Here is a 23,729-nt window from a genome sequence, read left to right as displayed (position 1 = left end):
CACGAGATCTCTTGGGGGTTGAAATGTGGAATCCGATGCGGGGATGGCTGCGTGGGCTGTCGCGCAGGATGCGTAAGGACTCGGGGATGACGACGTCCGAGTACGCGATGGGGACGATCGCCGCGTGCGCCTTCGCGGCCGTTCTGTACAAGGTCGTCACGAGCGGGGCCGTCTCGGGGGCACTCGAATCGGTGATCGGGAAAGCCCTCAATGCGCAGTTCTGAGGTGCGTGACGAGGTGCGTGACGCGGTGCGTGACGCGGTGTGCGCCAGGGCGCGTGACCGGGGGTCCGTGACGGCGGAGGCGGCCGTCGCGGTGCCCGCCCTGGTGGTCTTCGCCATGGCGCTGGTCTGGGCGCTGATGGCGGCCTCCGCGCAGATCCAGTGCGTGGACGCGGCCCGGGCCGGGGCCCGGGCGGCGGCCAGGTCCGAACCGCAGGCGGCCACGCTGGCCGCCGCCCGCTCGGCGGCCCCGGCTGGTGCGCGGGTCACGCTGAGGCGGGCGGGGGACCTGTGGCGAGTACGGGTCGAGGCGCACGCGCCGGGCCCGGGCGCGCTGGCCCTGACGTTGAGCGCGGAGGCGGCGGCCCTAGCCGAGGACACGGTGGGGCGGGACGCGGCCGGGCGGGACGCCGCTGCCGAGCTACCGGCTGCCGGTGAGGCCGCCACGCGCCTGACCGCCACCGCCGGCCCGGCCACCCCGGAGGTGACCCCATGACCCCCACCCGCAGGCCTATGACGCGGGATGGCGGGCCCATGCCCCAGGACCGCGGGTCGGCGACCGTCTGGGCTGCCATGGTCACCACCGTGCTGTTTGCCGTCTTCGCCGTCGTCCTGGCCATGGGGCAGGTGGTCGTCGCCCGGCACCGGGCCGGCTCCACCGCCGACCTGGCGGTGCTTGCCGCGGCCGATCACGCCCTGCGGGGCACGGCCGCGGCCTGCGGCAAGGCGGCCGAGGTGGCCAGGGCGCAGGGCGCAGCGGTGCTGCGGTGTGCCGTGCGGGGCGAGATCGCCGAGGTGACGGCTCAGGCCCGCTTCGGGCCGTACGCGCCGACGGTCAGGGCGCGGGCGGGGCCGCCGGGGCTCCCCGCAGCCCTGGCGGGGCGGCAGGGGCTTCCCGGAGCAGTTCCGTGAGGAGGCGGACCGCGCCGCGTTTGTGCAGCGGGTCGTTGCCGTTGCCGCACTTGGGGGACTGGATGCAGGACGGGCAGCCCGCTTCGCACTCGCAGGAGGAGATCGCCTCACGGGTGGCCGCGAGCCACTCACGGGCGGTGTGGAAGGCCCGCTCGGCGAAGCCCGCACCACCCGGATGGCCGTCGTACACGAAGACCGTCGGCAGCAGCGTGTCCGGATGGAGTGGCACGGACACGCCGCCGATGTCCCAGCGGTCGCAGGTGGCGAAGAGCGGCAGCATCCCGATCGAGGCGTGCTCGGCGGCGTGCAGGGCCCCGCCCAGCTGCTCCGGGTTGACCCGGGCGGCGTCCAGCTGGTCCTCGGTGACCGTCCACCACACGGCCCGGGTGCGCAGGGTCCGCGGCGGCAGATCGAGTTTGGTCTCTCCGAGTACCTCACCCGTGATGAGTTTGCGGCGCAGGAAGGAGACGACCTGGTTGGTGACCTCGACGGAGCCGTAGCAGAGGCGTCCATCGCCCCACGGAATCTCGGTGTCGGTTTCGAGTACGGAGATGGAGGTGGTGTCGCGGGCGGTGGTGGAGTACGGCGGGTTGGCCTCCTCGACGAGGGCGGCCGAGTCCTCCAGGTCCAGGTGCTTCACCAGGTACGTACGGCCCTGGTGGAGGTGGACGGCGCCGTCGTGGACCGCGCTGTGGGCGGCCGACTCGTCGACCGTGCCCAGCAGCCGGCCGGTGGCGGCCTCGACGATCTGGACGGGGCGGCCGCCCTCACCCCGGATGTCGGTGAGGTCGGCGGCCCGCTCGCGGCGGGTCCAGTGCCAGCCCGACGCCCGGCGGCGCAGCAGCTTGGCGGTCTCCAGCTGGGGCAAGAGCTCGGCGGTCGCCGGGCCGAAGAGATCCAGGTCGGCGTCCGTGAGCGGGAGCTCGGCCGCGGCAGCGCACAGATGGGGGGCGAGAACGTACGGATTGTCGGGGTCGAGGACCGTGGACTCCACAGGCTGCTGGAACAGCGCCTCGGGGTGGTGGACGAGGAAAGTGTCCAGCGGGTCGTCGCGGGCGACGAGGACGGCCAGGGCGCCCTGGCCGGAGCGGCCCGCACGGCCTGCCTGCTGCCACAGGGAGGCGCGTGTGCCGGGGTAGCCGGCGATCACGACGGCATCGAGGCCGGAGACGTCGACGCCCAGCTCCAGGGCGGTCGTGGCGGCCAGGCCGAGGAGCTCGCCGGAGTGCAGGGCGCGCTCCAGGGCTCGGCGCTCCTCGGGGAGGTAGCCGCCCCGGTAGGCGGCGACACGCTGAGGCAGCGAGCGGTCCACCTCCGCCAGACGTTCCTTGGCGATGACGGAGACGAGCTCGGCGCCGCGCCGGGAGCGTACGAAGGCGACGGTGCGGACTCCCTGCACGGTCAGGTCGGTGAGGAGGTCGGCGGTCTCGGCGGTGGCGGTGCGGCGTACCGGCGCGCCCTTCTCGCCGTGCAGCTCGGTGAGCGGCGGCTCCCAGAGGGCGAAGACGAGCTCGCCGCGGGGCGAGGCGTCGTCGGCGACCTCGTGGACGGGCAGTCCGGTGAGCCGGCCGGCGGCCAGAGCGGGTTCCGCGGCGGTGGCGGAGGCGAGGAGGAAGACGGGATTCGCACCGTAGCGGGCGCATACGCGGCGAAGGCGGCGCAGCACCTGGGCGACGTGGGAGCCGAAGACACCCCGGTAGGTGTGGCACTCGTCGATGACGACGTAGCGCAAGGAGCGCAGGAAGGAGGACCAGCGGGGGTGTGAGGGAAGTATGCCGCGATGGAGCATGTCCGGGTTGGTGAGCACGTAGGTGGCGTACTGCCGCACCCATTCGCGTTCCTCGACCGGCGTGTCGCCGTCGTAGACCGCGGGGCGGACGCGGTTGCCGAGCGGCGCGCTGAGCTCCTTGACCGCGCGGCACTGGTCGGCGGCGAGGGCCTTGGTCGGGGCGAGGTAGAGGGCCGTCGCACCCCGTCCGTTCGGGGCCTCGGCTCCGTCGAGGAGGGTGGTGAGTACGGGAGCGAGGTAGGCCAGCGACTTGCCCGAGGCCGTTCCGGTCGCGATGACGACCGATTCGCCGTCCAGAGCGTGCTCGGCGGCGGCTGCCTGGTGGACCCAGGGGTGGTCGATGCCCGCCTGCTGAATGGCGTTGATCACTTCCGGGCGGATGCGGTCGGGCCAGACGGCATGGCGGCCGGGCCTCGGGGGCAAGTGCTCCGTATGAGTGATGCGCGCGGCCCGGCCCGCCCCCGTGGTGAGCCGGTCAAGGACCGTACCGGGGGAGGGGCGGGTGTCCCCGCTCTCGGGAGGTCGTCTGGGACGGTGATTCATGGCCATCGGCACCGAGTCTGTCACCGGCGTGACGGACAATGGTCCCAAGGCGTCGTGCATGGCTGCTGGTAAGTGATTGAATGCCATCGCGGCTGGCGACCGTCCTCCGGCTCCGCCGGGGAGACCTCAGGGGGCGGCCGCTCGATAGCAAGGTGCTGGAGGATCCGTGGACCTGTCCCTGTCGACTCGCAATGTGTCCGGACCTGGTGGCGACCGTACGGTCGTCGAGGTCGGTGGCGAGATTGATGTGTATACCGCGCCCAAGCTGCGCGAGCAGTTGGTCGAGTTGGTGAACGACGGCAGCTACCACCTGGTTGTCGACATGGAGGGCGTGGACTTCCTCGACTCCACTGGACTCGGCGTTCTCGTGGGCGGCCTGAAGCGCGTGCGCGCGCATGAGGGCTCGCTGCGCCTGGTCTGCAATCAGGAGCGCATTCTCAAGATCTTCCGGATCACAGGTCTGACCAAGGTGTTCCCGATTCACACCACGGTCGACGAAGCTGTCGCGGCCACCGACTGAGGTTGGCCGGAGACTGCCGGAAGAAGGGAGGGGTACCGGGCATCCAGCCCGGGCCCCTGAGATGCACGCCCGTACGTCCGCGAGGGGGATTGCATGGCCACCGTTGAACTCCGCTTCAGTGCTCAGCCTGAGCATGTCAGGACCGCCCGTCTGGTGGCCGCTGCCGTGGCTCGCCGGGCCGGGGTCGACGAGGCCGTGCTGGACGAGGTCCGGCTCGCGGTCGGTGAGGCGTGCAGCCGTGCCGTCGGGCTGCACCGCAGCTACGGCATCACCGCCCCCGTCCAGGTCGCCCTGTCCGAGGAGGAGAAAGCCTTCTCCATCGAGGTCAGGGACGAGGTCCCGGGAGCGGGCGCCGAGGGTTCCACGGCGGTCCCAGGCGTGCGCAACGGCACGGACGAGGACGCGGACTCCGAGGGTGAGGACGAGATGGGCCTCGCGGTGATCAGCGGTCTCGTCGACGACGTGGAGGTCAGTTCAAGCGAGGAGGGGGGCGTGATCCGGATGAGTTGGCCGACGACGCCCGTCACCGTCTTGCCCTGACTCCGGATGATCGACAACGGGCGCACACCACCGGCCCTTTGATCGTCTTTATTGGATACGGCCCTGCTGAGCAGGGCCTTTTCCTTTTCCTCTAGATCATTCAATGCGCGTCAATGCCTTTGCCCCATTACTTCTTTCGGGGGCTGTTTCCGGGCCCGATCATTTGCTGAGTAGCAAGCGAAGGTCAATCTCAATTGCCGCACCCTGTTTTGATCAGGTTCCGCTCCCTACAATCCGTCCACATCTTGAGCTCTGAGCGTCAAGGAGGACGAATGGCGGGGCTCGTCAATCCAGAACTGTCCGATCAACCCACTTCTCTCGCAGCCGCGGTACTGACCGACGACAACAGACTGATCGTGATCGTCATCGCCGCAGTCGCGGTGCTGGCCTTGATCGTCGCCCAGCTGCTGGTGCGCCAGGTGCTGGCCGCCGGCGAGGGCACCGATTCCATGAAGAAGATCGCGGCAGCCGTGCAGGAAGGCGCGAATGCCTATCTCGCGCGGCAGTTGCGCACCCTCGGCGTCTTCGCCGTCGTGGTGTTCTTCCTGCTGATGCTTCTTCCGGCGGACGACTGGTCGCAGCGCGGCGGTCGATCGGTGTTCTTCCTGGTGGGTGCGCTGTTCTCGGCGGCCACCGGATACATCGGCATGCGTCTTGCCGTAAGAGCGAATGTGCGTGTCGCCGCGGCGGCGCGTGAAGCAACACCGGCAGAGGGCGAGCCGGAAAAGGATCTGACGGCCGTAGCGCACAAGGCCACGAAGATCGCTTTCCGGACGGGAGGCGTGGTCGGCATGTTCACGGTGGGCCTCGGCCTGCTCGGTGCCTCCAGCGTGGTTCTCGTCTACGCGGCCGACGCCCCCAAGGTGCTCGAGGGCTTCGGCCTCGGCGCCGCACTGATCGCCATGTTCATGCGTGTCGGCGGCGGCATCTTCACCAAGGCCGCCGACGTCGGAGCCGACCTCGTCGGCAAGGTCGAACAGGGAATCCCCGAGGACGACCCGCGCAACGCCGCGACAATCGCGGACAACGTGGGCGACAACGTCGGCGACTGCGCGGGCATGGCGGCCGACCTCTTCGAGTCGTACGCCGTCACGCTCGTGGCGGCGCTCATCCTCGGCAAGGCGGCATTCGGCGACGCCGGACTCGCTTTTCCGCTGATCGTCCCGGCGATCGGCGTGGTCACCGCGATGATCGGCATCTTCGCGGTCGCCCCGCGGCGCGCCGACCGCAGCGGGATGACCGCCATCAACCGCGGATTCTTCATCTCCGCGGCGATCTCGCTCGTCCTGGTGGCTGTCGCGGTCTTCATCTATCTGCCGTCCTCGTACGCCAAGTTGGACGGCGTCACCGATGCTGCCATCCGGTCGCACGGAGGGGACCCGCGGATTCTGGCGGTCGTCGCCGTCGCCATCGGCATCGTGCTGGCGGCCCTGATCCAGCAGTTGACGGGGTACTTCACCGAGACCACCCGGCGTCCCGTGCGGGACATCGGCAAGTCCTCGCTGACCGGACCCGCCACGGTCGTGCTGGCCGGCATCGCCATCGGTCTCGAATCCGCCGTCTACACCGCGCTGTTGATCGGCCTGGGCGTGTACGGGGCGTTCCTGCTCGGCGGTACGTCGATCATGCTCGCCCTCTTCGCGGTGGCGCTGGCCGGCACCGGCCTGCTCACCACCGTCGGCGTCATCGTCGCCATGGACACCTTCGGCCCCGTCTCCGACAACGCCCAGGGCATCGCCGAGATGTCCGGCGACGTCACGGGCGCGGGCGCGCAGGTGCTCACCGACCTCGACGCCGTGGGCAACACCACCAAGGCCATCACCAAGGGAATCGCCATCGCCACGGCCGTACTGGCCGCGGCGGCGCTCTTCGGTTCGTACCGCGACGCCATCGCGACCGCGGCCCGGGAGGTCGGCGAGAAGGTCGGCGACGGCGCTCCGATGAACCTCGTGATGGACATCTCGCAGCCCAACAACCTGGTGGGGCTGATCCTCGGCGCCGCGGTCGTCTTCCTCTTCTCGGGTCTCGCGATCAACGCGGTGTCCCGGTCGGCGGGCGCGGTGGTCTACGAGGTGCGGCGGCAGTTCCGCGAGCACCCCGGGATCATGGACTACACCGAGAAGCCGGAGTACGGGCGCGTCGTCGACATCTGCACCAAGGACGCGCTGCGCGAGCTGGCCACACCTGGTCTGCTCGCCGTACTGACCCCGATCGCGGTCGGGTTCTCGCTCGGCGTCGGAGCCCTGGGCTCCTTCCTGGCGGGCGCGATCGGCACCGGCACCCTGATGGCCGTCTTCCTCGCCAACTCCGGTGGCGCGTGGGACAACGCCAAGAAGCTGGTAGAAGACGGCCACCACGGCGGCAAGGGCAGTGAGGCCCATGCCGCGACCGTCATCGGCGACACCGTCGGCGACCCGTTCAAGGACACTGCGGGCCCGGCAATCAACCCGCTGCTGAAGGTGATGAACCTGGTGGCGCTGCTGATCGCGCCCGCGGTCGTCCAGTTCAGCTACGGGGACGACGCCAGTGCCGGAGTGCGTGCGCTGGTGGCGGTGCTCGCCATTCTCATCATCGTCGGCGCTGTGTACATCTCCAAGCGGCGCGGCATCGCTGTGGGTGACGAAGACAACCTCGCGGAGCGGAGCGCGAAGTCGCCTGATCCAGCGGTGGTTTCATAACACCTGCTCAAGAGGCGGGCGGGCAGCGCGTATTGACGTGCTGCCCGCCCGTTGGCATGCCGTCGTGAGCCTTGTCTCCCTTGGTGCAAATGGTCACAAAAAGCCATCAATCGGATGTGCGACATGCGGTTGTCGCCCACTTGGCGTGTATGTTCCGGGGCCGAGAGCCTTGGAAGGGACCAATCCGGTGAACAAGAAGCTTGCGGCCGCGCTGTCCGGCGGTGCGGTACTGGTACTGGCACTGTCCGGCTGCAGCAGCGACGACGGTGACGACAAGGTGAATGCCTGGGCCAAGAAGGTCTGCGACCAGGCACAGCCGCAGATCCAGAAGAGAGCCAACGCCCAGCAGACCATCATCTCGACCGCGGCGGACGGCAAGCCGGCCGACATCCAGGCCGCCGACTCGAAGGCCTTCCAGGACATCGCCGACGCGGACAAGGCGCTCGCCACCGCTGTGCAGAGTGCCGGTACGCCACCGGTCGACAGCGGCGAGAAGCTGCAGCAGGACGCGGTCAAGGAGCTCAACGACACCGCCACTGCCTATCTCGGTCTGAAGAAGCAGGTCGACGCGCTGGACGCCAAGGACCAGCAGAAGTTCGCGGACGGCCTGCAGGGTGTCGCCGAGGGTCTGAAGAAGATCGAGAAGATGGACCAGGACGCGCTGAAGAAGCTGCAGTCCGGCGAGCTCGGCAAGGCGATGGCGAAGGAGCCCGGTTGCCAGGCGGCGAAGACGTCGAGCCCCGCCGCCGGCGGCACAGGATCGGCCTCGCCCGCACAGGCCACGCCGTCCGGATCGGCGTCCAAGAAGGAGTCGGCCGCCCCGTAGGCGGCGTTTGTCAGTGGCGGCCGCCACAATGGGCGGGTGAGTACGACCAGCCTCGTCCCAGGCCTTCCCTCGCCCGACTGCTCGCCGCGGCTGCGCGAGGCGCTCCTCGACGCCGCCTTCACCGCCGACGGGCTGCTCGACCTGCTCGGCGCACCCGCGTACGCCGCCCTCGCCCGCAGCGAGACCGTGCCCGCCCTGCGCGCCACCCGCGGGGACAGCGCCCTGGACACGCTCGTACGACTGTTCCTGCTCCAGCGACCCGTCGCGTACGAACGGGCACGGGCCGCGCTGCCGATCGAGGAGTGCCTGGCCGACGGCTGGCTGGTGCGGGACGGCGACGACGTACGGGCCACAGTGGACGTTCGGCCCTACGGCGGTCCCGAGGGGCAGGACTGGTTCATCGTCTCCGACCTCGGGTGCGCGGTCGGCGGCGCCGGCGGTGCCAGCGGCCAGGGCGAGGGAGTCGTCCTCGGCGTCGGCGGAGCGTCCACCACGCTTGCCGGGATCACCGTCCGTACACCGGTGTCCTCCGCGCTCGACCTGGGCACCGGCTCCGGCCTCCAGGCGCTACACGCCGCGCAGCACGCGACCCGGGTCACGGCCACTGATCTGAACCCGCGCGCCCTGCACTTCGCGCGGCTCACGCTCGCGCTCTCCGGGGCGCCGGAGGCCGATCTGCGCGAGGGCTCGCTCTTCGAGCCGGTCGGGAAGGACACGTACGACCTGATCGTGTCGAATCCGCCGTTCGTGATCTCCCCCGGTGCCCGACTGACCTATCGGGACAGCGGGATGGGCGGGGACGATCTGTGCCGCTCGCTCGTTCAGCAGGCGGGCGACAGGCTGAACGACGGGGGTTACGCCCAGTTCCTCGCCAACTGGCAGCACGTGGAGGGGGAGGAGTGGCAGGAGCGCCTGCGCTCCTGGGTGCCGCGCGGCTGTGACGCCTGGATCGTGCAGCGCGAGGTGCAGGACGTGACGCAGTACGCCGAGTTGTGGCTGCGCGACAGCGGCGACCATCGCACCGACCCGGCCGAGTACGCGGCTCGGTACGACGCATGGCTGGACGAGTTCGATGCGCGCAGGACCAAGGCCGTCGGCTTCGGCTGGATCACGCTCAGGAAGTCCGGTTCCGATCGCCCGTCCATCGTCGCCGAGGAGTGGCCGCACCCGGTCGAGCAGCCGCTGGGTGAGAGTGTGCGGGCGCATTTCGAGCGGCAGGACTATCTGCGTACGCACGACGACGCGGCGCTGCTCGCCGACCGTTTCACGCTGACGGCGGAGGTCGTCCAGGAGCAGGTCGGGCTGCCCGGCGCGGAGGATCCCGAGCATGTGGTGCTCCGTCAGCACCGCGGAATGCGGCGGGCCACCAAGGTCGACACGGTCGGCGCGGGCTTCGCCGGCGTGTGCGACGGGACGCTGAGCGCCGGGCGGATCCTGGACGCGATCGCCCAGCTGCTCCAGGAGGATCCGGTGCTGCTGCGCGACCGCACGCCGCAGGCGCTCCGGCTGCTGGTGGAAGAGGGCTTCCTGGAACCGGTCCGTTCATGAGATGAAACCGGCCAACATCAGAAGAGGGAGGGGAGCGGCCGCCTCCGCCACGCGGCTCTCGGCAGGCCCCCGCAAGCCCCTGGCAGGCACCGCTCCGACCGGCACCGCGCGGCGCCGACCGGCACCCGCCCGACCGGCTCCGGCGATCGGGCGGGTGAACCCACGCGGCGTTCACCCGGAATTCGCGCCCGAGACGCCCCGAGGTGTCAGCCTCGGCCTCCGGGGATCACCTTGGCATCAGTGAAAGGCCGGGTACGGAACATGGAGAGCGGGCCAGCGATCTTCGCCGGTACGGCGTTCACGCTGTTCGGGGCCGGGCTGCTGCTGTGGACTGGAGCGCGTCTGCGGCACCGGGCACCTGTCGCGCACGGAGTGAGTCCCGCCACGGCAGTCACGCTCGCGGCATTCTTCGGCGCAGCGTTCCTCGCCCTCGGCGTGTGGAGCTTCGGCCGCGTCTGATCTGCCTCTGATCCACCTCTGATCCGCGTCTGAGCTGGCTCTCAGCTGCCTCTGAGCCGCGGTCCGGTCCGCCGCCTGATCGAGGTCTGGTCCGCGTACTGATCAAGGGGCCGGAACCCTGCCGTGCCGGTCTCGTCCCGGTCCGGGCGGCAGGAATGGCCGGACTCGGGTTACCGTTCGAGTGGCCGTTGCGGGCTTTTGCCGTTTGACACGGGGGCGGGTTGTACCGTCACACTCCGCAGCGACAGCAGCGACATAGCAGTGCGTACGCAGTGCCGTACTGCTGTATCTGCCCACCGAGCGTCGACCGGAGAGAGAAGAGCGAAGTTGTCCCCGACCAGCGAGACCGCACAGGGCGGCCGCCGACTCGTGATCGTCGAGTCGCCTGCCAAGGCGAAGACGATCAAGGGCTATCTCGGCCCCGGCTATGTCGTCGAGGCGAGTGTCGGGCACATCCGCGACCTCCCGAACGGCGCCGCCGAGGTGCCCGAGAAGTACACCGGTGAAGTGCGCCGCCTGGGTGTGGATGTCGAGAACGACTTCCAGCCGATCTACGTCGTCAACGCCGACAAGAAGGCCCAGGTCAGGAAGCTCAAGGAGCAGCTCGCCGAATCCGACGAACTCTTCCTCGCCACCGATGAGGACCGCGAGGGCGAGGCCATCGCCTGGCATCTGCTCGAGGTCCTCAAGCCCAAGGTTCCCGTCCACCGGATGGTCTTCCACGAGATCACCAAGGAAGCGATCCGCGAGGCTGTCGAAAACCCGCGCGAGCTGAACCAGCGCATGGTCGACGCCCAGGAAACCCGCCGTATCCTCGACCGTCTCTACGGCTACGAGGTCTCGCCGGTCCTGTGGAAGAAGGTCATGCCGCGGCTCTCCGCCGGCCGTGTGCAGTCGGTCGCCACCCGTCTCGTCGTCGAGCGTGAGCGCGAGCGCATCGCCTTCCGCTCCGCCGAGTACTGGGATCTGACCGGCACGTTCTCCACCGGCCGCGCCGGTGACGCCTCCGACCCCTCGACCCTGACGGCACGCCTGAACACCGTCGACGGGCAGCGCGTCGCCCAGGGCCGCGACTTCGGTTCGGACGGGCAGCTCAAGTCCGCCCAGGTCCTGCACCTGGACGAGACGAACGCCCGCGCGCTGGCCGCCGCGCTCCAGGACGCCTCGTTCGCCGTCCGCGCGGTCGAGTCGAAGCCGTACCGCCGATCTCCGTACGCTCCTTTCCGTACGACGACGCTGCAGCAGGAGGCCTCCCGCAAGCTGGGCTTCGGGGCCAAGGCCACCATGCAGGTCGCGCAGAAGCTGTACGAGAACGGCTTCATCACCTATATGCGTACGGACTCCACCACGCTCTCCGACACCGCGGTCGCGGCGGCCCGGGCGCAGGTCACGCAGCTGTACGGCGCCAACTACCTGCCGGACAAGCCGCGTGTGTACGCCGCGAAGGTCAAGAACGCGCAGGAGGCGCACGAGGCGATTCGTCCTTCGGGTGATCGTTTCCGCACCCCGGCCGAGACGGGACTGACCGGCGACCAGTTCAGGCTCTACGAGCTGATCTGGAAGCGGACCGTGGCCTCCCAGATGAAGGACGCGGTCGGTAACAGTGTCACCGTCAGGATCGGCGGCCGGGCGAGCGACGGCCGGGACGCCGAGTTCACCGCGTCCGGCAAGACGATCACCTTCCACGGCTTCATGAAGGCCTACGTGGAAGGCGCCGACGACCCGAACGCCGAGCTCGACGACCGCGAGCGCCGTCTGCCGCAGGTCGCAGAGGGCGACGCACTGGCCGCCGAGGAGATCTCGGTGGACGGCCACGCGACCAAGCCGCCGGCCCGCTACACCGAGGCCTCGCTGGTCAAGGAGCTGGAAGAGCGCGAGATCGGCCGCCCTTCGACGTACGCGTCGATCATCGGCACCATCCTCGACCGCGGCTATGTCTTCAAGAAGGGGACGGCGCTCGTCCCGTCGTTCCTGAGCTTCGCCGTGGTCAATCTGCTGGAGACCCACTTCGGCCGGCTCGTCGACTACGACTTCACCGCCAGGATGGAGGACGACCTCGACCGCATCGCGCGGGGCGAGGCGCGGGCCGTGCCGTGGCTGAGGCGCTTCTACTTCGGCGTGGGCGATGACGCGGGCGCCGCGTCCGGCGCGGGCAACGGCAACGGCGACGCCCTCGGCGGTCTGAAGGAGCTGGTGACCGACCTCGGCGCGATCGACGCCCGGGAGATCTCCAGCTTCCCGGTCGGCGATGACATCGTGCTGCGCGTCGGCCGCTACGGCCCGTACATCGAGCGCGGTGAGAAGGACGCGGAGGGCCACCAGCGCGCCGACGTCCCTGAGGATCTCGCTCCGGACGAGCTCACCGTGGAGTACGCGGAGGAGCTGCTGGCCAAGCCGAGCGGCGACTTCGAGCTGGGCGCGGACCCGGCCACCGGGCACCAGATCATCGCGCGGGACGGCCGGTACGGCCCGTATGTGACAGAGATGCTGCCCGAGGGCACCCCGAAGACCGGCAAGAACGCGGTCAAGCCGCGGACGGCCTCGCTCTTCAAGTCGATGTCGCTGGAGACGGTCACGCTCGAGGACGCGCTGAAGCTGATGTCCCTGCCGCGGGTCGTCGGCGTCGATGCGGAGGGCGTGGAGATCACCGCGCAGAACGGCCGGTACGGCCCGTATCTGAAGAAGGGAACGGACTCGCGCTCGCTGGAGAGCGAGGACCAGCTCTTCAACATCACGCTGGACGAGGCCCTGGCGATCTATGCGCAGCCGAAGCAGCGCGGGCGGGCCGCCGCCAAGCCGCCGCTGAAGGAGCTGGGCACGGACCCGGTGAGCGAGCGCCCTGTGGTGGTCAAGGACGGCCGATTCGGTCCGTATGTCACCGACGGCGAGACGAACGCCACGCTGCGCACCGACGACAGCGTCGAGGGCATCACACCGGAGCGCGGCTACGAACTGCTCGCCGAGAAGCGCGCCAAGGGGCCCGCCAAGAAGACGGCGAAGAAGGCTCCGGCCAAGAAGGCGCCGGCGAAGAAGACCGCCGCCAAGAAGACCGCTGCGAAGAAGACGGTCGCGAAGAAGACCGCCGCCAAGAAGACAGCCGCGAAGACGACGGTTGCTGCGAAGAAGACGGTTGCTGCGGAGAAGACGTCGGCGTCGGCGGACGAGTAAGCACGTGTGACGGTAAGCCCGTGCGACGAGTGTGTGCGTGTGGCGGGTAAGTACGCGTTATGGGCGCTTTGTGCGAGGGAGCTTTCTCATCCTCCGTACAAAGCGCCCGTATGTTCGGGCAGGCCTCCGGGGAGCGGGGCGCTCCGGATAGGCTGGGCGGATGACGCGAGCCGAGCAGCCAGCCGAGCAGCAGGCGGTCGTGAGCACCGTCTCAGAGACTGCCTCAGACTCCGACGCATCCGACGCACTTGTGGCGGACTCACGTGAGCGGGCCGTGCGAGCCCTGTTGCGCTTCCCACCGCTGAGGCGGTTGTGGAACGCCCAGGTCGTGGGTGGTGTCGGAGACGCCGTCGCCGTTCTTGTGCTTCTGCTGCTGACGCTTCAGGCGGCGGTCGCCGCGGGCTCTTTCGGGTCCGGTTACCGCGGGGCGGCCTTCGCAGTCGCCGCCGTGCTCGGCGCGCGGGTCCTCGCAACCCTGTTGTTCGGGGCCGTACTCCTCGGCCCGCTGACGAGCCTCACCTCGCCCAAGGGGCCGCTCGACCGGCGCTGGACCATGATCGGCGCGGACGGGCTGCGTCTCGCGCTCCTCGTGGTCGCGCCGCTGTGGATCGACTGGACCCCCGACAACGCGCCCGCCATCCTGCTGATCACCGTCTTCGTGACGGGAGTCGCCGAGCGTTTCTGGACGGTCGCCCGCGATGGCGCCGCGCCCGCGCTGCTGCCCGCCCCGCCGCCGGAGGGCGCCGCGGTGCGCCCGCTGCCGGACCACCTCGACGCGCTGCGCCGGCTCTGGCTGCGTACAGGCTTCGCCGTGATCCCCGCCGGGGCCGCGGTCCTGCTGGTGGCCACGCTGATCGGCAATCTGCTCGGCTCGGGCATCGAGTGGTTCTCGCTGCACCAGGCCGCCCTCGGTTCGTATGTCGCGGCCGGTCTCTTCGCCGCGTCCGTGTCGACCCTGTACTTCGTCGAGCTGCCGGGCTCGCTGACGCCGCGACCGCGCTCGCCGCTCGAAGGACTGCGCCGCCCGTCCACCGGCAACGGCCTGGACAAGGGGCGTACGGGCGCCATTCCGCTGTTCGTACTCGCCTGCGCCGCGGTCGCGGGCGCGATCGCTTCCGCCGTCGCAGTCTCCGTACTGCACGCCTTCGACCTGGGCGGCGGGCCCGCCGCCTTCGCGCTGCTCGTGCTCGCGCTGACCGGCGGTACGGGGCTGGGCATCCGCGGGAGCGCGTTCGTACTGCCCACGCTCTCCCGCCGCCGGCTGCTCTCCATCGCCGTCGCGGTCACCGGAGTAGCGCTGCTCGCCATGGGGCTGGTGCCGGACACCGCGAGCGTGCTGATCATCGCGCTGCTCGCAGGCCTCGCGGCCGGTGTCGCCGCGAGCACCGGGCATACGCTCATCGACCAGGAGGCGGAGGACTTCCGGCGCGCCCGGATCACCGAACACCTCCAGGCGGTCGTCCGGGTCACCATCGGCCTCGCCGCGATGGCGGCCCCGCTGCTGTCCGCGGCGATCGGCCCGCACCGGCTTGCGAGCGGCGACTTCGTCTTCGCGCACGGCGGCGCGGCGTTCACGCTGATGCTGGCCGGCGCGCTGCTGCTGCCCGTGGCGGCGATCGTGCTCGCGAAGACCGACGACCGGTCGGGCGTGCCGCTGCGCCGCGATCTGGGCGACGCGCTGCGCCGCGGGTCCGACCCTGCGCAGGCACCCGCCGCCACCGGATTCTTCATTGCCATAGAGGGCGGCGACGGGGCCGGGAAGTCCACGCAGGTCGAGGCGCTCGCGGAGTGGATCCGGGCCAAGGGCCACGAGGTCGTGGTCACGCGCGAGCCGGGCGCCACGCCGATCGGGAAGCGGCTGAGGTCGATCCTGCTCGACGTCTCGTCGGAGGGGCTGTCGAACCGTGCGGAGGCGCTGTTGTACGCCGCCGACCGCGCAGAGCACGTCAGTTCCGTCGTACGGCCCGCGCTGGAGCGCGGCGCGATCGTCATCTCCGACCGCTACATCGACTCCTCGGTCGCCTACCAGGGCGCGGGCCGCGATCTGTCGCCGACGGAGATCGCCCGTATTTCCCGGTGGGCCACGGACGGACTCGTACCGCATCTGACGGTGCTGCTGGACGTCTCGCCGGAGACCGCGCGGGAACGGTTCACGGAGGCGCCGGACCGGCTGGAGTCGGAGCCGGCGGAGTTCCACCAGCGGGTGCGCGCCGGGTTCCTGACGCTGGCCGCGGCCGATCCTGGCCGTTACCTGGTGGTGGACGCGGGCCAGGAGCCGCAGTCGGTCGCCACTGTCGTACGGCACCGGCTCGACCAGATGCTGCCGCTCTCCGACGCCGAGGTGAAGGCGCAGGCGGAAGCGCGCAAGGCGGCCGAGGAGGAGGCCCGGCGCAGGGCCGAGGAAGAGGCCGCGCGCAAGGCGGAGGAAGAGCGGATCGAGCGCGAGCGGCAGGAACAGCTCGCGAAGCTCCGCGCCGAGGAGGAGGAGCGCAAGCGCCGCGAGCTGGAGGAGGCGCGGCAGCGCGAGGCCGAGCGGCAGGCGGAAGAGGCCCGGCAGCGGGCGGAAGAGGCGCAGCGCCGGGCGGAGGAGGAACGCCGTCGGCGCGAGGCGGAGGAGAAGGCACGCCAGGCGGAAGAGGAACGGCGTCGCAGGCAGGCCGAGGAGGAGGCCCGGCTGCGGGCGGAGGCGGAGGAACGGCGTCTCGAGAAGCAGCGGAAGGCGGAAGAGGCGCTGCTGAGGGCCGAGGAGGCGCGGCGGTTGGCGGAGGCGGCGACTGCTGCGGCGTCGGCGTCAGCTTCGGCCAATGACATGACGGTGCCGACGCCCGTCGTCAGGCCTGACGAGGTGACGCAGGAGGTCCCGTCACCGGTGACGCCGACGGCGCCTGCGGCGGATGAGACGGCTGTGCTTCCGAGGGTCCCGGCCGACGCGGAGGAGACAGCGGTGCTTCCGCCGGTACGGGAGGACACGCGGGACGCGAACGCCTCCGACAAGGTTCCGCCGGGCATCTTCCGCGACGAGGCGCCGGACGCGGGCGCGGACGCGGGCGCGAACGACCGCACCCGCGAACTCCCCCAGGTCGACCCGGACGCGGGCCGCGGTCGCCGGCGCCCGGACTGGGCGGAGGAGACGCCACTGGACGACCTCCCGACCCTGGCGGACGAACTGCTGGGCCCGCACGACGAGGACGACAACGGCGGCGGCCGGGGCAAGCGCTGACGGTCTGCCGACCGTCGGGGGCCGGGGCGCGGCGCGCAGCTGCGGCCGCGACGCCGGGCGTCGTCTCGTGCCGCGAGGCGAAGGCTCGGGGGCGCGCCGCTCGCGCCGCGAAGCTCGGGTTCTGGGGTTTGTGCTGCGAAGCCAGCGCTGTCGAGCGCCCGGGCGTGTACTCGCGCTGCGTAGCGAACTCTGTAAGCGCTGCCTGCCGGTGCCGCGCTCCCATGGGAAGCGAACACTTTGGGCATGCGGGTGCGGCTCGCGCTGGGAGGCGAGCACTCTGTGGTGTGTGGGCGCCGCCTGCGCCGCGAAGCGGGCGCCTTTGCAGGGTCCGGGCGTCGTCTCGGGCTGCGAAGCGAGCGCTGGGGGTTTGTGGGTGCCTCTTGCGCCGTGCAGCGAGCGCTGTCGGGGGTCCGGGTGACGCTCGCGCCGCGAAGCTGGCGCCCTTGGGGGTGTGGGGGCGTCAGCCCCCACCAACCTCCCACCCTCCCCGGGGCCTGGGAACAGCCCCCAGTTTCGGGAAGGGGCGGGGTGGGGGAGAACTCCCCGACCGACCCCGCTGTCAGACCCCTCCCCCACAATGGGAGACCCCAGCACGAAAGGCGGGTGATGGCCCATGACCGTATGGGACGACGTCGTCGGCCAAGAGCGCGTCCAGGCGCAGCTTTCCGCCGCCGCGCGGGACGCCGATCTCCGCGTCACCGCCGAAGCCCGCGGTGAGCAGCTGTCCGACGCGTCGAAGATGACCCACGCCTGGCTGTTCACCGGCCCTCCCGGCTCCGGGCGATCCACCGCCGCGCGGGCCTTCGCCGCCGCGTTGCAGTGCGTCAGTCCCGACCGAGCCCTCGGCGGGGAGCCCGGCTGTGGGTTCTGCGACGGCTGTCACACCGCCCTCGTCGGTACGCACGCCGACGTCGACGTGATCCGTACGGACCAGCTGTCCATCGGCGTCAAGGAGACCCGCGACCTCGTCCGCCGCGCCCAGCTCTCCCCGGCCGGCCGCCGCTGGCAGGTGATCATCCTGGAGGACGCCGACCGCCTCACCGAGGGCGCGGGCAATGTTCTGCTGAAGGCCGTCGAGGAGCCCGCACCCCGCACCGTGTGGCTGCTCTGCGCGCCGTCCCTGGAGGACGTGCTGCCCACAATCCGTTCCCGCTGTCGGCACCTCACTCTCCGTACGCCGCCAGTCGCCGCCGTCGCCGACGTACTGATCAGGCGCGACGGCATCGAGCCGGACGTCGCCGCGGCCGCCGCCCGCGCCACCCAGGGGCACATCGGCCGGGCCCGCCGCCTGGCCACCGACGAGCGGGCCCGCGCCCGCCGGGCCACCGTGCTCAGGCTGCCGCTGCGCGTGGAGGACATCGGCGGCTGCCTGAAGGCCGCCCAGGAGCTGATCGACGCCGCCGCGGAGGACGCCAAGCAGGTCGCCGAGGAGATCGACGTCAAGGAGACCGAGGACCTCAAGGCGGCTCTCGGCGCGGGGGCGGGCGGGCGGATGCCGCGCGGGACCGCCGGGGCGATGAAGGAGCTGGAGGACAGGCAGAAGCGCCGCAAGACGCGTTCGCAGCGGGACAGCCTGGACCTGGCGCTCACCGACTTGACCGGCTTCTACCGCGATGTGCTCGCCCTCCAGATGGGCTCAGAGATCGCGCTCGCCAACGACGATGTACGGGACGCACTCGACCGGATCGCCCGCGCGTCGACCCCTGAGGGCACCCTGCGCCGGATAGAGGCGGTGGTCGCCTGCCGTCAGGCACTGGACAGCAATGTGGCGCCGCTCCTGGCAGTCGAGGCGATGGCGGTGGCACTGCGCGCGGCGTGACGGGCGAGGCGGGGTGCCGGTCCGGGGCGGGGGCGACGGACGCGGCCGAACGACGGGCTGGCCGACCGGCGGGGCGCACGGCAGGCGGGGCAGCGGCAGCTTGGGCGCCCACCGGGCGGGCCGCCCCCAGGCAAAGTGCCCGTCAAGCGGGACAGCAGCCGCGGGCGCGCCACTGAGCGGCAGGCAAGGTGCTCGGCAAGCGGGGCAGCCGCCGCCGGGGCGCCCCGGCCGCGCCCAGGCCCCGGCTCCCCGCCCCCCCGGCAGCGGGCCGCGCAGCCGTCGGGCCTGACCCCGCCGCGCCGGCTGGCCCGCACCCGTCGCGGACGCCGCGTCCCGTTGACCGGCTCACCCTTACGTGCGCCGAAAGGCATCTCCGCTCAGCGCGCACTACGCTCCGGGGATGGACACCAGGCGCCTGTTCCGCACCTCCACCCTCGCGCTGGCCGCGGCCGGTCTGCTGATCTCCGGCTGTACGGACGGGAGTTCGTCGCCGAGCGCCTCGGCGACGGCCCCCGCCGCGGGCGACGCGGGGTCCACCCCCGACGCCGCGCTCAAGCCGTACTACGCGCAGAAGCTGAAGTGGCGGGACTGCGGCGTTCCCGGATTCGACTGCGCCACGATGAAGGCCCCGCTGGACTACGCCAAGCCCGACGGAGAGTCCATCAAACTGGCCGTCGCCCGTAAGAAGGCCACCGGCCCCGGCAAGCGACTCGGCTCGCTGCTCGTCAACCCCGGCGGCCCGGGCGGCTCGGCCGTCGGCTATCTCCAGGGGTACGCGGGCGTCGGCTACCCCGCCCCCGTCCGCGCCCAGTACGACATGGTCGCCGTCGACCCGCGCGGCGTCGCCCGCAGTGAGCCGGTCGAATGCCTCACCGGCAAGGAGATGGACGCGTACACGCAGGTCGACCTGACCCCCGACGACGCCGCCGAGACGACCCGGCTCACCACATCGCTGAAGGGTTTCGCCGCGGGCTGCAAGAAGCGTTCCGGCGAGGTGCTTCCCCATGTCTCCACCGTTGAGGCGGCCCGTGACATGGACATCCTGCGCGCCGTGCTGGGCGACGAGAAGCTGAATTACGTCGGGGCTTCGTACGGCACCTTCCTCGGCGCGACGTACGCCGAGCTCTTCCCCGACCGCGTCGGCCGCCTCGTCCTCGACGGCGCGATGGACCCGTCGCTGCCCTCCCGCCAGCTGAACCGCGACCAGACCGCCGGCTTCGAGACCGCGTTCCAGTCCTTCGCCGCGGACTGCGTCAAGCAGAAGGACTGCCCGCTCGGCAGCACGTCCGCCGCCGACGCCTCCAAACGTCTGAAGGCCTTCTTCTCCGAGCTCGATGCCCGGCCCGTCCCGACCGGCGAGAGCCGCAAGCTGGGCGAGGCGCTGGCCACCACCGGAGTGATCGCCGCGATGTACGACGAGTCCGCCTGGCCCCAGCTCCGCGAGGCCCTCGCGAGCGCCATGGCCGGCGACGGCGCGCCTCTCCTCTCGCTGGCCGACAGCTACTACGAGCGTGAGGGCGACGGCTCGTACGCGAACCTGATGTTCGCCAACGCCGCCGTGAACTGCCTCGATCTGCCGCCCGCCTTCACCGCCCCGGCGTCCGTGCAGTCCGCGCTCCCCGAGTTCGAGAAGGCGTCCCCGGTCTTCGGCAAGGGCTTCGCCTGGGCCGCGCTGAACTGCGGGTACTGGCCCACCCCCGCCACCGGCGAGCCGCACCGTATCGAGGCGAAGGGCGCGGCCCCGATCGTGGTCGTCGGCACCACCCGCGACCCGGCCACCCCCTACAAGTGGTCGCAGGGGCTGGCCGAGCAGCTCTCCTCCGGGACACTGCTGACGTACGAAGGCGACGGCCACACGGCGTACGGACGCGGCAGCGACTGCATCGACACGGCGATCAACACATACCTGCTGGAAGGCACGGTCCCGCCGGAGAACAAGCGCTGCCGCTGAGCCCAAGCCGACGGGGTGCCGGTGCCCCGGACCTGGTTCGGGGCACCCAAAACAACCCTGTAGACTTGGCGCCGCTGCTGATGCGAACGTGTCCTCGCGAGGACGGGTATATCCGTAGCTTGCCGCCTTAGCTCAGTTGGCCAGAGCAACGCACTCGTAATGCGTAGGTCTCGGGTTCGAATCCCGAAGGCGGCTCTGTGGAAGCCTCAGGACTCACTCGCCGTGACCTGGGGCTTTTGCTTTTCTGTGGCAGTTGACTCGCCTTCTGGGCGCTGGCGGCGCGCGGCCGGGGTCTGCCGGGTGCGGCCGAAGAGCGCGGCGCGCAGTGGAGGGCCGAAGACGCGGTGGACTTCGGCGGCGGTCAGCCCCGCGGATGGGCCCAGCGGGTTCAGGTACCTGGTGAAGATGAGGCCGGCGATCACACCGACGGCTGCCGTGGCGCGTTCGGTCGCGTCCGGGCCGCCCAGAAATTCAGCAATCCCGCCGAGCAGCTCGCGTTCGAGGTACTCGCGGAACACGTCCATCACCTTCTCGTCCTGCAGCGCCATCCGGTGGGGTACCTGCAGCCGTTCGCTCTGGTCCCACGAGTCGGTGACCGCGACCAGCAGCCGTTCGGGCAGGCCGGCCCGTTCGCCGGCCAGGGCTGTGGACAGGGCGAGGGATTCGCCGCACGGAAGCTGCACCGACTCGCCGAACAGCCCCTGTTTGTTCCCGAAGTGGTAGCTGATCAGGGCCGAGTCGACCCCGGCCGCGGCCGCGACCGCGCGCACGGTCGTGCCCCGGTAGCCACGTTCCAGGAACAGGCCGCGGGCGGCCTCGACGATGTGGGCTTTCGTGGCCGGATTGCCCCGGGGCCGGCCGCGAGTTTTATTCATCAAGGTTGAAATCTTGCGGCGCCGATCGTCAGTGTCAAGGCATCCAGAGCCCGGACCTCCCGGGTCGGGGTGAAGGAGACCGCAATGCGCATCGTCGTCTTCGGCGCGGGTGGCCCGACCGGCCGTCAGGTGATCGAGCAGGGTCTGGCCGCGGGGCACGAGGTCGCGGCAGTGACCCGCCGCCCGGAACTGCTCCCGCCGCAGGAGGGGTTGACCGTGGTCAGCGCCGACGTCACCGACGCCGAAGCGGTCGACAAGGTGGTCGCCGGCAGCGACGCTGTTCTGTCCGCCCTCGGGGTTCCGTTCAGCCGCAAGCCGGTCACCACGTACTCGCAGGGGGCGACCAACATCGTCGCCGCCATGCGGCACAACGCCGTGCGGCGGCTGGTGGTGGTCAGTTCCAGCGTCGCCGATCCCGCCTGGCGGCCCACCGGGGAGTTCTTCTTCAACCGGGTGATGGACCCGTACTTCAACAGGGTCGCGGGCCGGACCCTGCACGAGGACATGCGCCGGATGGAATCGGTGGTCAGGGCAAGCGATCTGGACTGGACGATCGCCCGGCCGTGCGGGCTGTTCGACAACCCGACGGTGACGGATTACGAACTCGCCGAGGACAGCGCCGACGGTCTGTTCACGGCTCGCGCCGATCTCGCCGCGAGCATGCTGCGACAGCTCGAGGACAACCGCTTCGTCCGGAAGGCGATGGGAGTGATCACGACGGAGGTCAGGCCCAGCATCATCAAGTTGATGTGGAACGAGGGCGTCAAGAAGAAGTAGCCGCCGCGGTTGGCGCGGACCGACACCGAGTGGTCGAGTGTCGTCGACATGCCGACGGCGTCCGCGGGCGCCGTCGCCTGCCGCGATCAGCGGTACATCCGGCTGACCAGGGCGTCCCACCCGCGGTCTCCGAGGAGTCGGCGGGAGGCGATCAGCGCCCTGGCGTGAGCGGTGACCACGTAGCGCGGGCGTGGACGGGACGCCGTGAGTGCTCGCTCCACGGCGCGGGCGACGTCGTCGGGGGAGCCCGCCAGCCGTTCCATGAAGCCGCCGGCGACCAGGGCGTCCTGCGTTTTCTTCAGGGCCGCGTACGGGCCGGTCTCGTCGGCGGTGTTCTCGGAGAGCGACGAGGTGATGGTGTCGCCGAAGCCGGTGCGGATGGCGCCCGGCTCGATGAGGCTCACACTGATGCCGAAGGGTTTGACCTCGCCGCGCAGCACGTCCGTGAGGCCTTCGACGGCGAACTTGGAGGCGTGGTAGAAGCCGCCGAGCGGGAAGGTGACCTTTCCGCCCACGGAACTGATGTTGACGATGCGGCCGCGCCCCGCTCTGCGCATTCCCGGCAGCACTAGCTGGATGAGGTGAGCCAGGCCGATGACGTTGGTGTCCAGCTGCCGGCGGATGCGATCGAGTGGCACCTCTTCGACGGGCCCGTACTCGCCGTAGCCCGCGTTGTTGACGAGGGCGCCGACCGCGCCGTGCTCGGCCTCGACGGACTTGACCGCGGCGGCCATGGACTCGGGTTCAGTGACGTCCAGAGCGAGGACACGGGCGCCGGCGTCGGCCAGGCCGGCGATGGCCTCGGGGCGGCGGGCTGTGGCGTAGACGGTCAGTTCGGGGCGGCGGACCAGTCGCTCAACAGCGGCGCGGCCAATGCCCGATGACGTTCCGGTGATCAGGACAGCGGTGGTCATGATGACTCCTGGTGTTGCATGTCGGCAGTGCGACGGCGGTCAGTCGAGGTATGCGCCGGTCAGCCCGAGGACCTTCGAGCCGTCGAGATCCGTGAGCTTGGTGCCGTTGAAGTCGCGGGCCCAGTCGGAGGTCTGGATGCGGAAGGCGGGCTGTTCGGCGGTAAGGGCTTCGAGGACGGATTCAGCGGCCTGGGCAGAAGTCTGCGCGGAGTCGGCGAACATCGTCTGGGTGCGGGTCGCGTACGCCTGGAGGGGCGCTGCATAGGGGCCGGCGGCGGCGATCAGGGCTGCCGGGTCGATCCCGAGGTTGCTGACGAACTCGGTCGCCACAGCGCCGGGTTCGACGACGGAGACGGTCATTCCCACCTTGGCGGCCACCGGCGCGAGGCTCTCCATGAAGCCCTCGACGGCGAACTTGGCCGCGCAGTAGGCCTCGTTGAAGGGCTGGCCGACGACGCCGCCGACGGAGGTGACGGTGATCAGGCGGCCGCCGGTCGCGCGCAGGTGGGGCAGGGCGGCCTTGGTGACCTGGACGACGCCGAAGAAGTTGACCTCCATGACGCGCCGTACATCTTCGACGGTCTCGTTCTCGAGGGTGCCTATGTGGCCGGCGCCCGCGTTGTTGACGACCGCGTCGAGACGGCCGTAGTCGGCGACGACACCCTCGACGGCGGCGGTGACGGAGGTCGGGTCGGTGACGTCGAGCTGCCGGATGTCCAACTCGACTCCGGCGGTTTCGGCAGCCTTGCGCAGGGCGTCGGCGCGGGCGGGGTCGCGCAGCGTGGCGACCGTGCGCCAGCCCGCTTCGGCCGCGGAGACGGCGGCGGCGAGGCCGATGCCGGAGGAGGTGCCGGTGATCAGGACGACCTTGGGGGACATGGTGGAAACCTCTCGCTGAAAGGGGGGCGCGGATGGCGATGGCAATCCAGTGCGTGTGCACACACATTATCTTTGTGTGTACGTACACGC

The 23,729-nt window shown here is 70.7% G+C and carries 18 protein-coding genes and 1 tRNA gene; 15 read left to right on the top strand and 4 right to left on the bottom strand.

All coding sequences use genetic code 11. The features are described from left to right. The first annotated feature begins 23 nt into the window (after positions 1-23). From ACFYWY_RS21990 to ACFYWY_RS21980, 3 genes are read left to right on the top strand one after another with little or no spacing between them, the layout of a single operon-like run. Complete coding sequence (locus ACFYWY_RS21990; protein WP_389189172.1) at positions 24-224, top strand: DUF4244 domain-containing protein; 201 nt, start codon at positions 24-26, stop codon at positions 222-224. Then, positions 211-717, top strand: a complete 507-nt coding sequence (locus ACFYWY_RS21985; RefSeq protein ID WP_389189169.1) for a TadE family type IV pilus minor pilin — start codon at positions 211-213, stop codon at positions 715-717. Before ACFYWY_RS21990 ends, ACFYWY_RS21985 begins: the two co-directional genes overlap by 14 nt. 38 nt (positions 718-755) lie before the next feature. Beyond that, on the top strand, positions 756-1,133 hold the full coding sequence (locus ACFYWY_RS21980) for an Rv3654c family TadE-like protein (protein WP_389189166.1): 378 nt from the start codon (positions 756-758) through the stop codon (positions 1,131-1,133). On the opposite strand, the gene ACFYWY_RS21975 is transcribed toward ACFYWY_RS21980, so the two are convergent. Further along, positions 1,057-3,552 (bottom strand): DEAD/DEAH box helicase, encoded by a 2,496-nt coding sequence (locus tag ACFYWY_RS21975; protein ID WP_389189163.1) that lies wholly within the window; start codon positions 3,550-3,552, stop codon positions 1,057-1,059. The two genes, ACFYWY_RS21980 and ACFYWY_RS21975, sit on opposite strands and share 77 nt — an antisense overlap. A gap of 79 nt (positions 3,553-3,631) precedes the next feature. Here ACFYWY_RS21975 and ACFYWY_RS21970 point away from each other — a divergent pair, with 79 nt between their 5' ends. The 11 genes from ACFYWY_RS21970 (at position 3,632) to ACFYWY_RS21920 (ending at position 20,389) form a co-directional block, all read left to right on the top strand. Next, positions 3,632-3,985, top strand: a complete 354-nt coding sequence (locus tag ACFYWY_RS21970; protein ID WP_003967428.1) for an STAS domain-containing protein — start codon at positions 3,632-3,634, stop codon at positions 3,983-3,985. Between the two features lie 93 nt (positions 3,986-4,078). Continuing rightward, positions 4,079-4,525: an ATP-binding protein gene (locus ACFYWY_RS21965; protein ID WP_389189159.1), complete on the top strand. Its 447-nt coding sequence runs from the start codon at positions 4,079-4,081 to the stop codon at positions 4,523-4,525. 272 nt (positions 4,526-4,797) lie between these two features. Next, entirely contained in the window at positions 4,798-7,203 is a 2,406-nt protein-coding gene (locus ACFYWY_RS21960) for a sodium-translocating pyrophosphatase (RefSeq protein ID WP_389189156.1), read from the top strand. Between the two features lie 187 nt (positions 7,204-7,390). Then, positions 7,391-8,029, top strand: coding sequence for a small secreted protein (locus ACFYWY_RS21955; protein WP_389189153.1), 639 nt, complete (start codon positions 7,391-7,393; stop codon positions 8,027-8,029). A gap of 36 nt (positions 8,030-8,065) precedes the next feature. Continuing rightward, a complete protein-coding gene (locus ACFYWY_RS21950) occupies positions 8,066-9,577 on the top strand; it encodes a methyltransferase (RefSeq protein WP_389189150.1) in 1,512 nt (503 codons plus the stop codon). Positions 9,578-9,838: 261 nt separating this feature from the next. Continuing rightward, positions 9,839-10,036, top strand: a complete 198-nt coding sequence (locus tag ACFYWY_RS21945) for a hypothetical protein (RefSeq protein ID WP_389189147.1) — start codon at positions 9,839-9,841, stop codon at positions 10,034-10,036. A gap of 327 nt (positions 10,037-10,363) precedes the next feature. Beyond that, complete coding sequence (gene topA / locus ACFYWY_RS21940; protein ID WP_389189144.1) at positions 10,364-13,204, top strand: type I DNA topoisomerase; 2,841 nt, start codon at positions 10,364-10,366, stop codon at positions 13,202-13,204. Between the two features lie 160 nt (positions 13,205-13,364). Then, a complete protein-coding gene (gene tmk, locus ACFYWY_RS21935) occupies positions 13,365-16,424 on the top strand; it encodes a dTMP kinase (RefSeq protein WP_389189141.1) in 3,060 nt (1,019 codons plus the stop codon). 613 nt (positions 16,425-17,037) lie between these two features. Next, on the top strand, positions 17,038-18,243 hold the full coding sequence (locus ACFYWY_RS21930) for a DNA polymerase III subunit delta' (RefSeq protein ID WP_389189138.1): 1,206 nt from the start codon (positions 17,038-17,040) through the stop codon (positions 18,241-18,243). Positions 18,244-18,643: 400 nt separating this feature from the next. Beyond that, the gene (locus tag ACFYWY_RS21925; RefSeq protein ID WP_389189135.1) at positions 18,644-20,194 is read left to right on the top strand and encodes an alpha/beta hydrolase; all 1,551 of its coding nucleotides are present in this window, start codon (positions 18,644-18,646) and stop codon (positions 20,192-20,194) included. A 121-nt stretch (positions 20,195-20,315) separates the two neighbouring features. After that, positions 20,316-20,389: transfer RNA gene (locus ACFYWY_RS21920), tRNA-Thr, on the top strand. 11 nt (positions 20,390-20,400) lie between these two features. Here the strand turns inward: ACFYWY_RS21920 and ACFYWY_RS21915 are convergent. Further along, a complete protein-coding gene (locus ACFYWY_RS21915; RefSeq protein ID WP_389189249.1) occupies positions 20,401-21,069 on the bottom strand; it encodes a TetR family transcriptional regulator in 669 nt (222 codons plus the stop codon). Positions 21,070-21,153: 84 nt separating this feature from the next. On the opposite strand from ACFYWY_RS21915, the gene ACFYWY_RS21910 reads away from it, so the two are divergent. Beyond that, complete coding sequence (locus ACFYWY_RS21910; protein ID WP_389189132.1) at positions 21,154-21,846, top strand: NAD(P)-dependent oxidoreductase; 693 nt, start codon at positions 21,154-21,156, stop codon at positions 21,844-21,846. An 86-nt stretch (positions 21,847-21,932) separates the two neighbouring features. On the opposite strand, the gene ACFYWY_RS21905 is transcribed toward ACFYWY_RS21910, so the two are convergent. Together ACFYWY_RS21905 and ACFYWY_RS21900 are read right to left on the bottom strand one after the other, a co-directional pair. After that, positions 21,933-22,760: an SDR family NAD(P)-dependent oxidoreductase gene (locus ACFYWY_RS21905; protein ID WP_389189129.1), complete on the bottom strand. Its 828-nt coding sequence runs from the start codon at positions 22,758-22,760 to the stop codon at positions 21,933-21,935. Positions 22,761-22,799: 39 nt separating this feature from the next. Next, positions 22,800-23,639: an SDR family oxidoreductase gene (locus ACFYWY_RS21900; protein ID WP_389189126.1), complete on the bottom strand. Its 840-nt coding sequence runs from the start codon at positions 23,637-23,639 to the stop codon at positions 22,800-22,802. Positions 23,640-23,729: the final 90 nt, after the last annotated feature.

Origin of the sequence: Streptomyces sp. NPDC002870, assembly GCF_042888505.1 — a bacterium.
In the GTDB taxonomy this organism is placed as follows: Bacteria; Actinomycetota; Actinomycetes; order Streptomycetales; family Streptomycetaceae; genus Streptomyces.
Note: the sequence above shows the minus strand (reverse complement) of the source record. Positions and strands in the feature narration are given on the sequence as shown.

Bases quoted from the DNA above. Each gene is read 5' to 3' on its own strand.
- ACFYWY_RS21960 (WP_389189156.1), top strand. From the start codon at position 4,798: ATGGCGGGGCTCGTCAATCCAGAACTGTCCGATCAACCCACTTCTCTC.
- ACFYWY_RS21990 (WP_389189172.1), top strand. From the start codon at position 24: ATGTGGAATCCGATGCGGGGATGGCTGCGTGGGCTGTCGCGCAGGATG.
- ACFYWY_RS21930 (WP_389189138.1), top strand. From the start codon at position 17,038: ATGACCGTATGGGACGACGTCGTCGGCCAAGAGCGCGTCCAGGCGCAG.
- ACFYWY_RS21945 (WP_389189147.1), top strand. From the start codon at position 9,839: ATGGAGAGCGGGCCAGCGATCTTCGCCGGTACGGCGTTCACGCTGTTC.
- ACFYWY_RS21900 (WP_389189126.1), bottom strand. From the start codon at position 23,639: ATGTCCCCCAAGGTCGTCCTGATCACCGGCACCTCCTCCGGCATCGGC.
- ACFYWY_RS21905 (WP_389189129.1), bottom strand. From the start codon at position 22,760: ATGACCACCGCTGTCCTGATCACCGGAACGTCATCGGGCATTGGCCGC.
- tmk (WP_389189141.1), top strand. From the start codon at position 13,365: ATGACGCGAGCCGAGCAGCCAGCCGAGCAGCAGGCGGTCGTGAGCACC.
- ACFYWY_RS21980 (WP_389189166.1), top strand. From the start codon at position 756: ATGCCCCAGGACCGCGGGTCGGCGACCGTCTGGGCTGCCATGGTCACC.
- ACFYWY_RS21975 (WP_389189163.1), bottom strand. From the start codon at position 3,552: ATGGCATTCAATCACTTACCAGCAGCCATGCACGACGCCTTGGGACCA.
- ACFYWY_RS21915 (WP_389189249.1), bottom strand. From the start codon at position 21,069: ATGAATAAAACTCGCGGCCGGCCCCGGGGCAATCCGGCCACGAAAGCC.
- ACFYWY_RS21985 (WP_389189169.1), top strand. From the start codon at position 211: ATGCGCAGTTCTGAGGTGCGTGACGAGGTGCGTGACGCGGTGCGTGAC.
- ACFYWY_RS21965 (WP_389189159.1), top strand. From the start codon at position 4,079: ATGGCCACCGTTGAACTCCGCTTCAGTGCTCAGCCTGAGCATGTCAGG.
- ACFYWY_RS21910 (WP_389189132.1), top strand. From the start codon at position 21,154: ATGCGCATCGTCGTCTTCGGCGCGGGTGGCCCGACCGGCCGTCAGGTG.
- ACFYWY_RS21925 (WP_389189135.1), top strand. From the start codon at position 18,644: ATGGACACCAGGCGCCTGTTCCGCACCTCCACCCTCGCGCTGGCCGCG.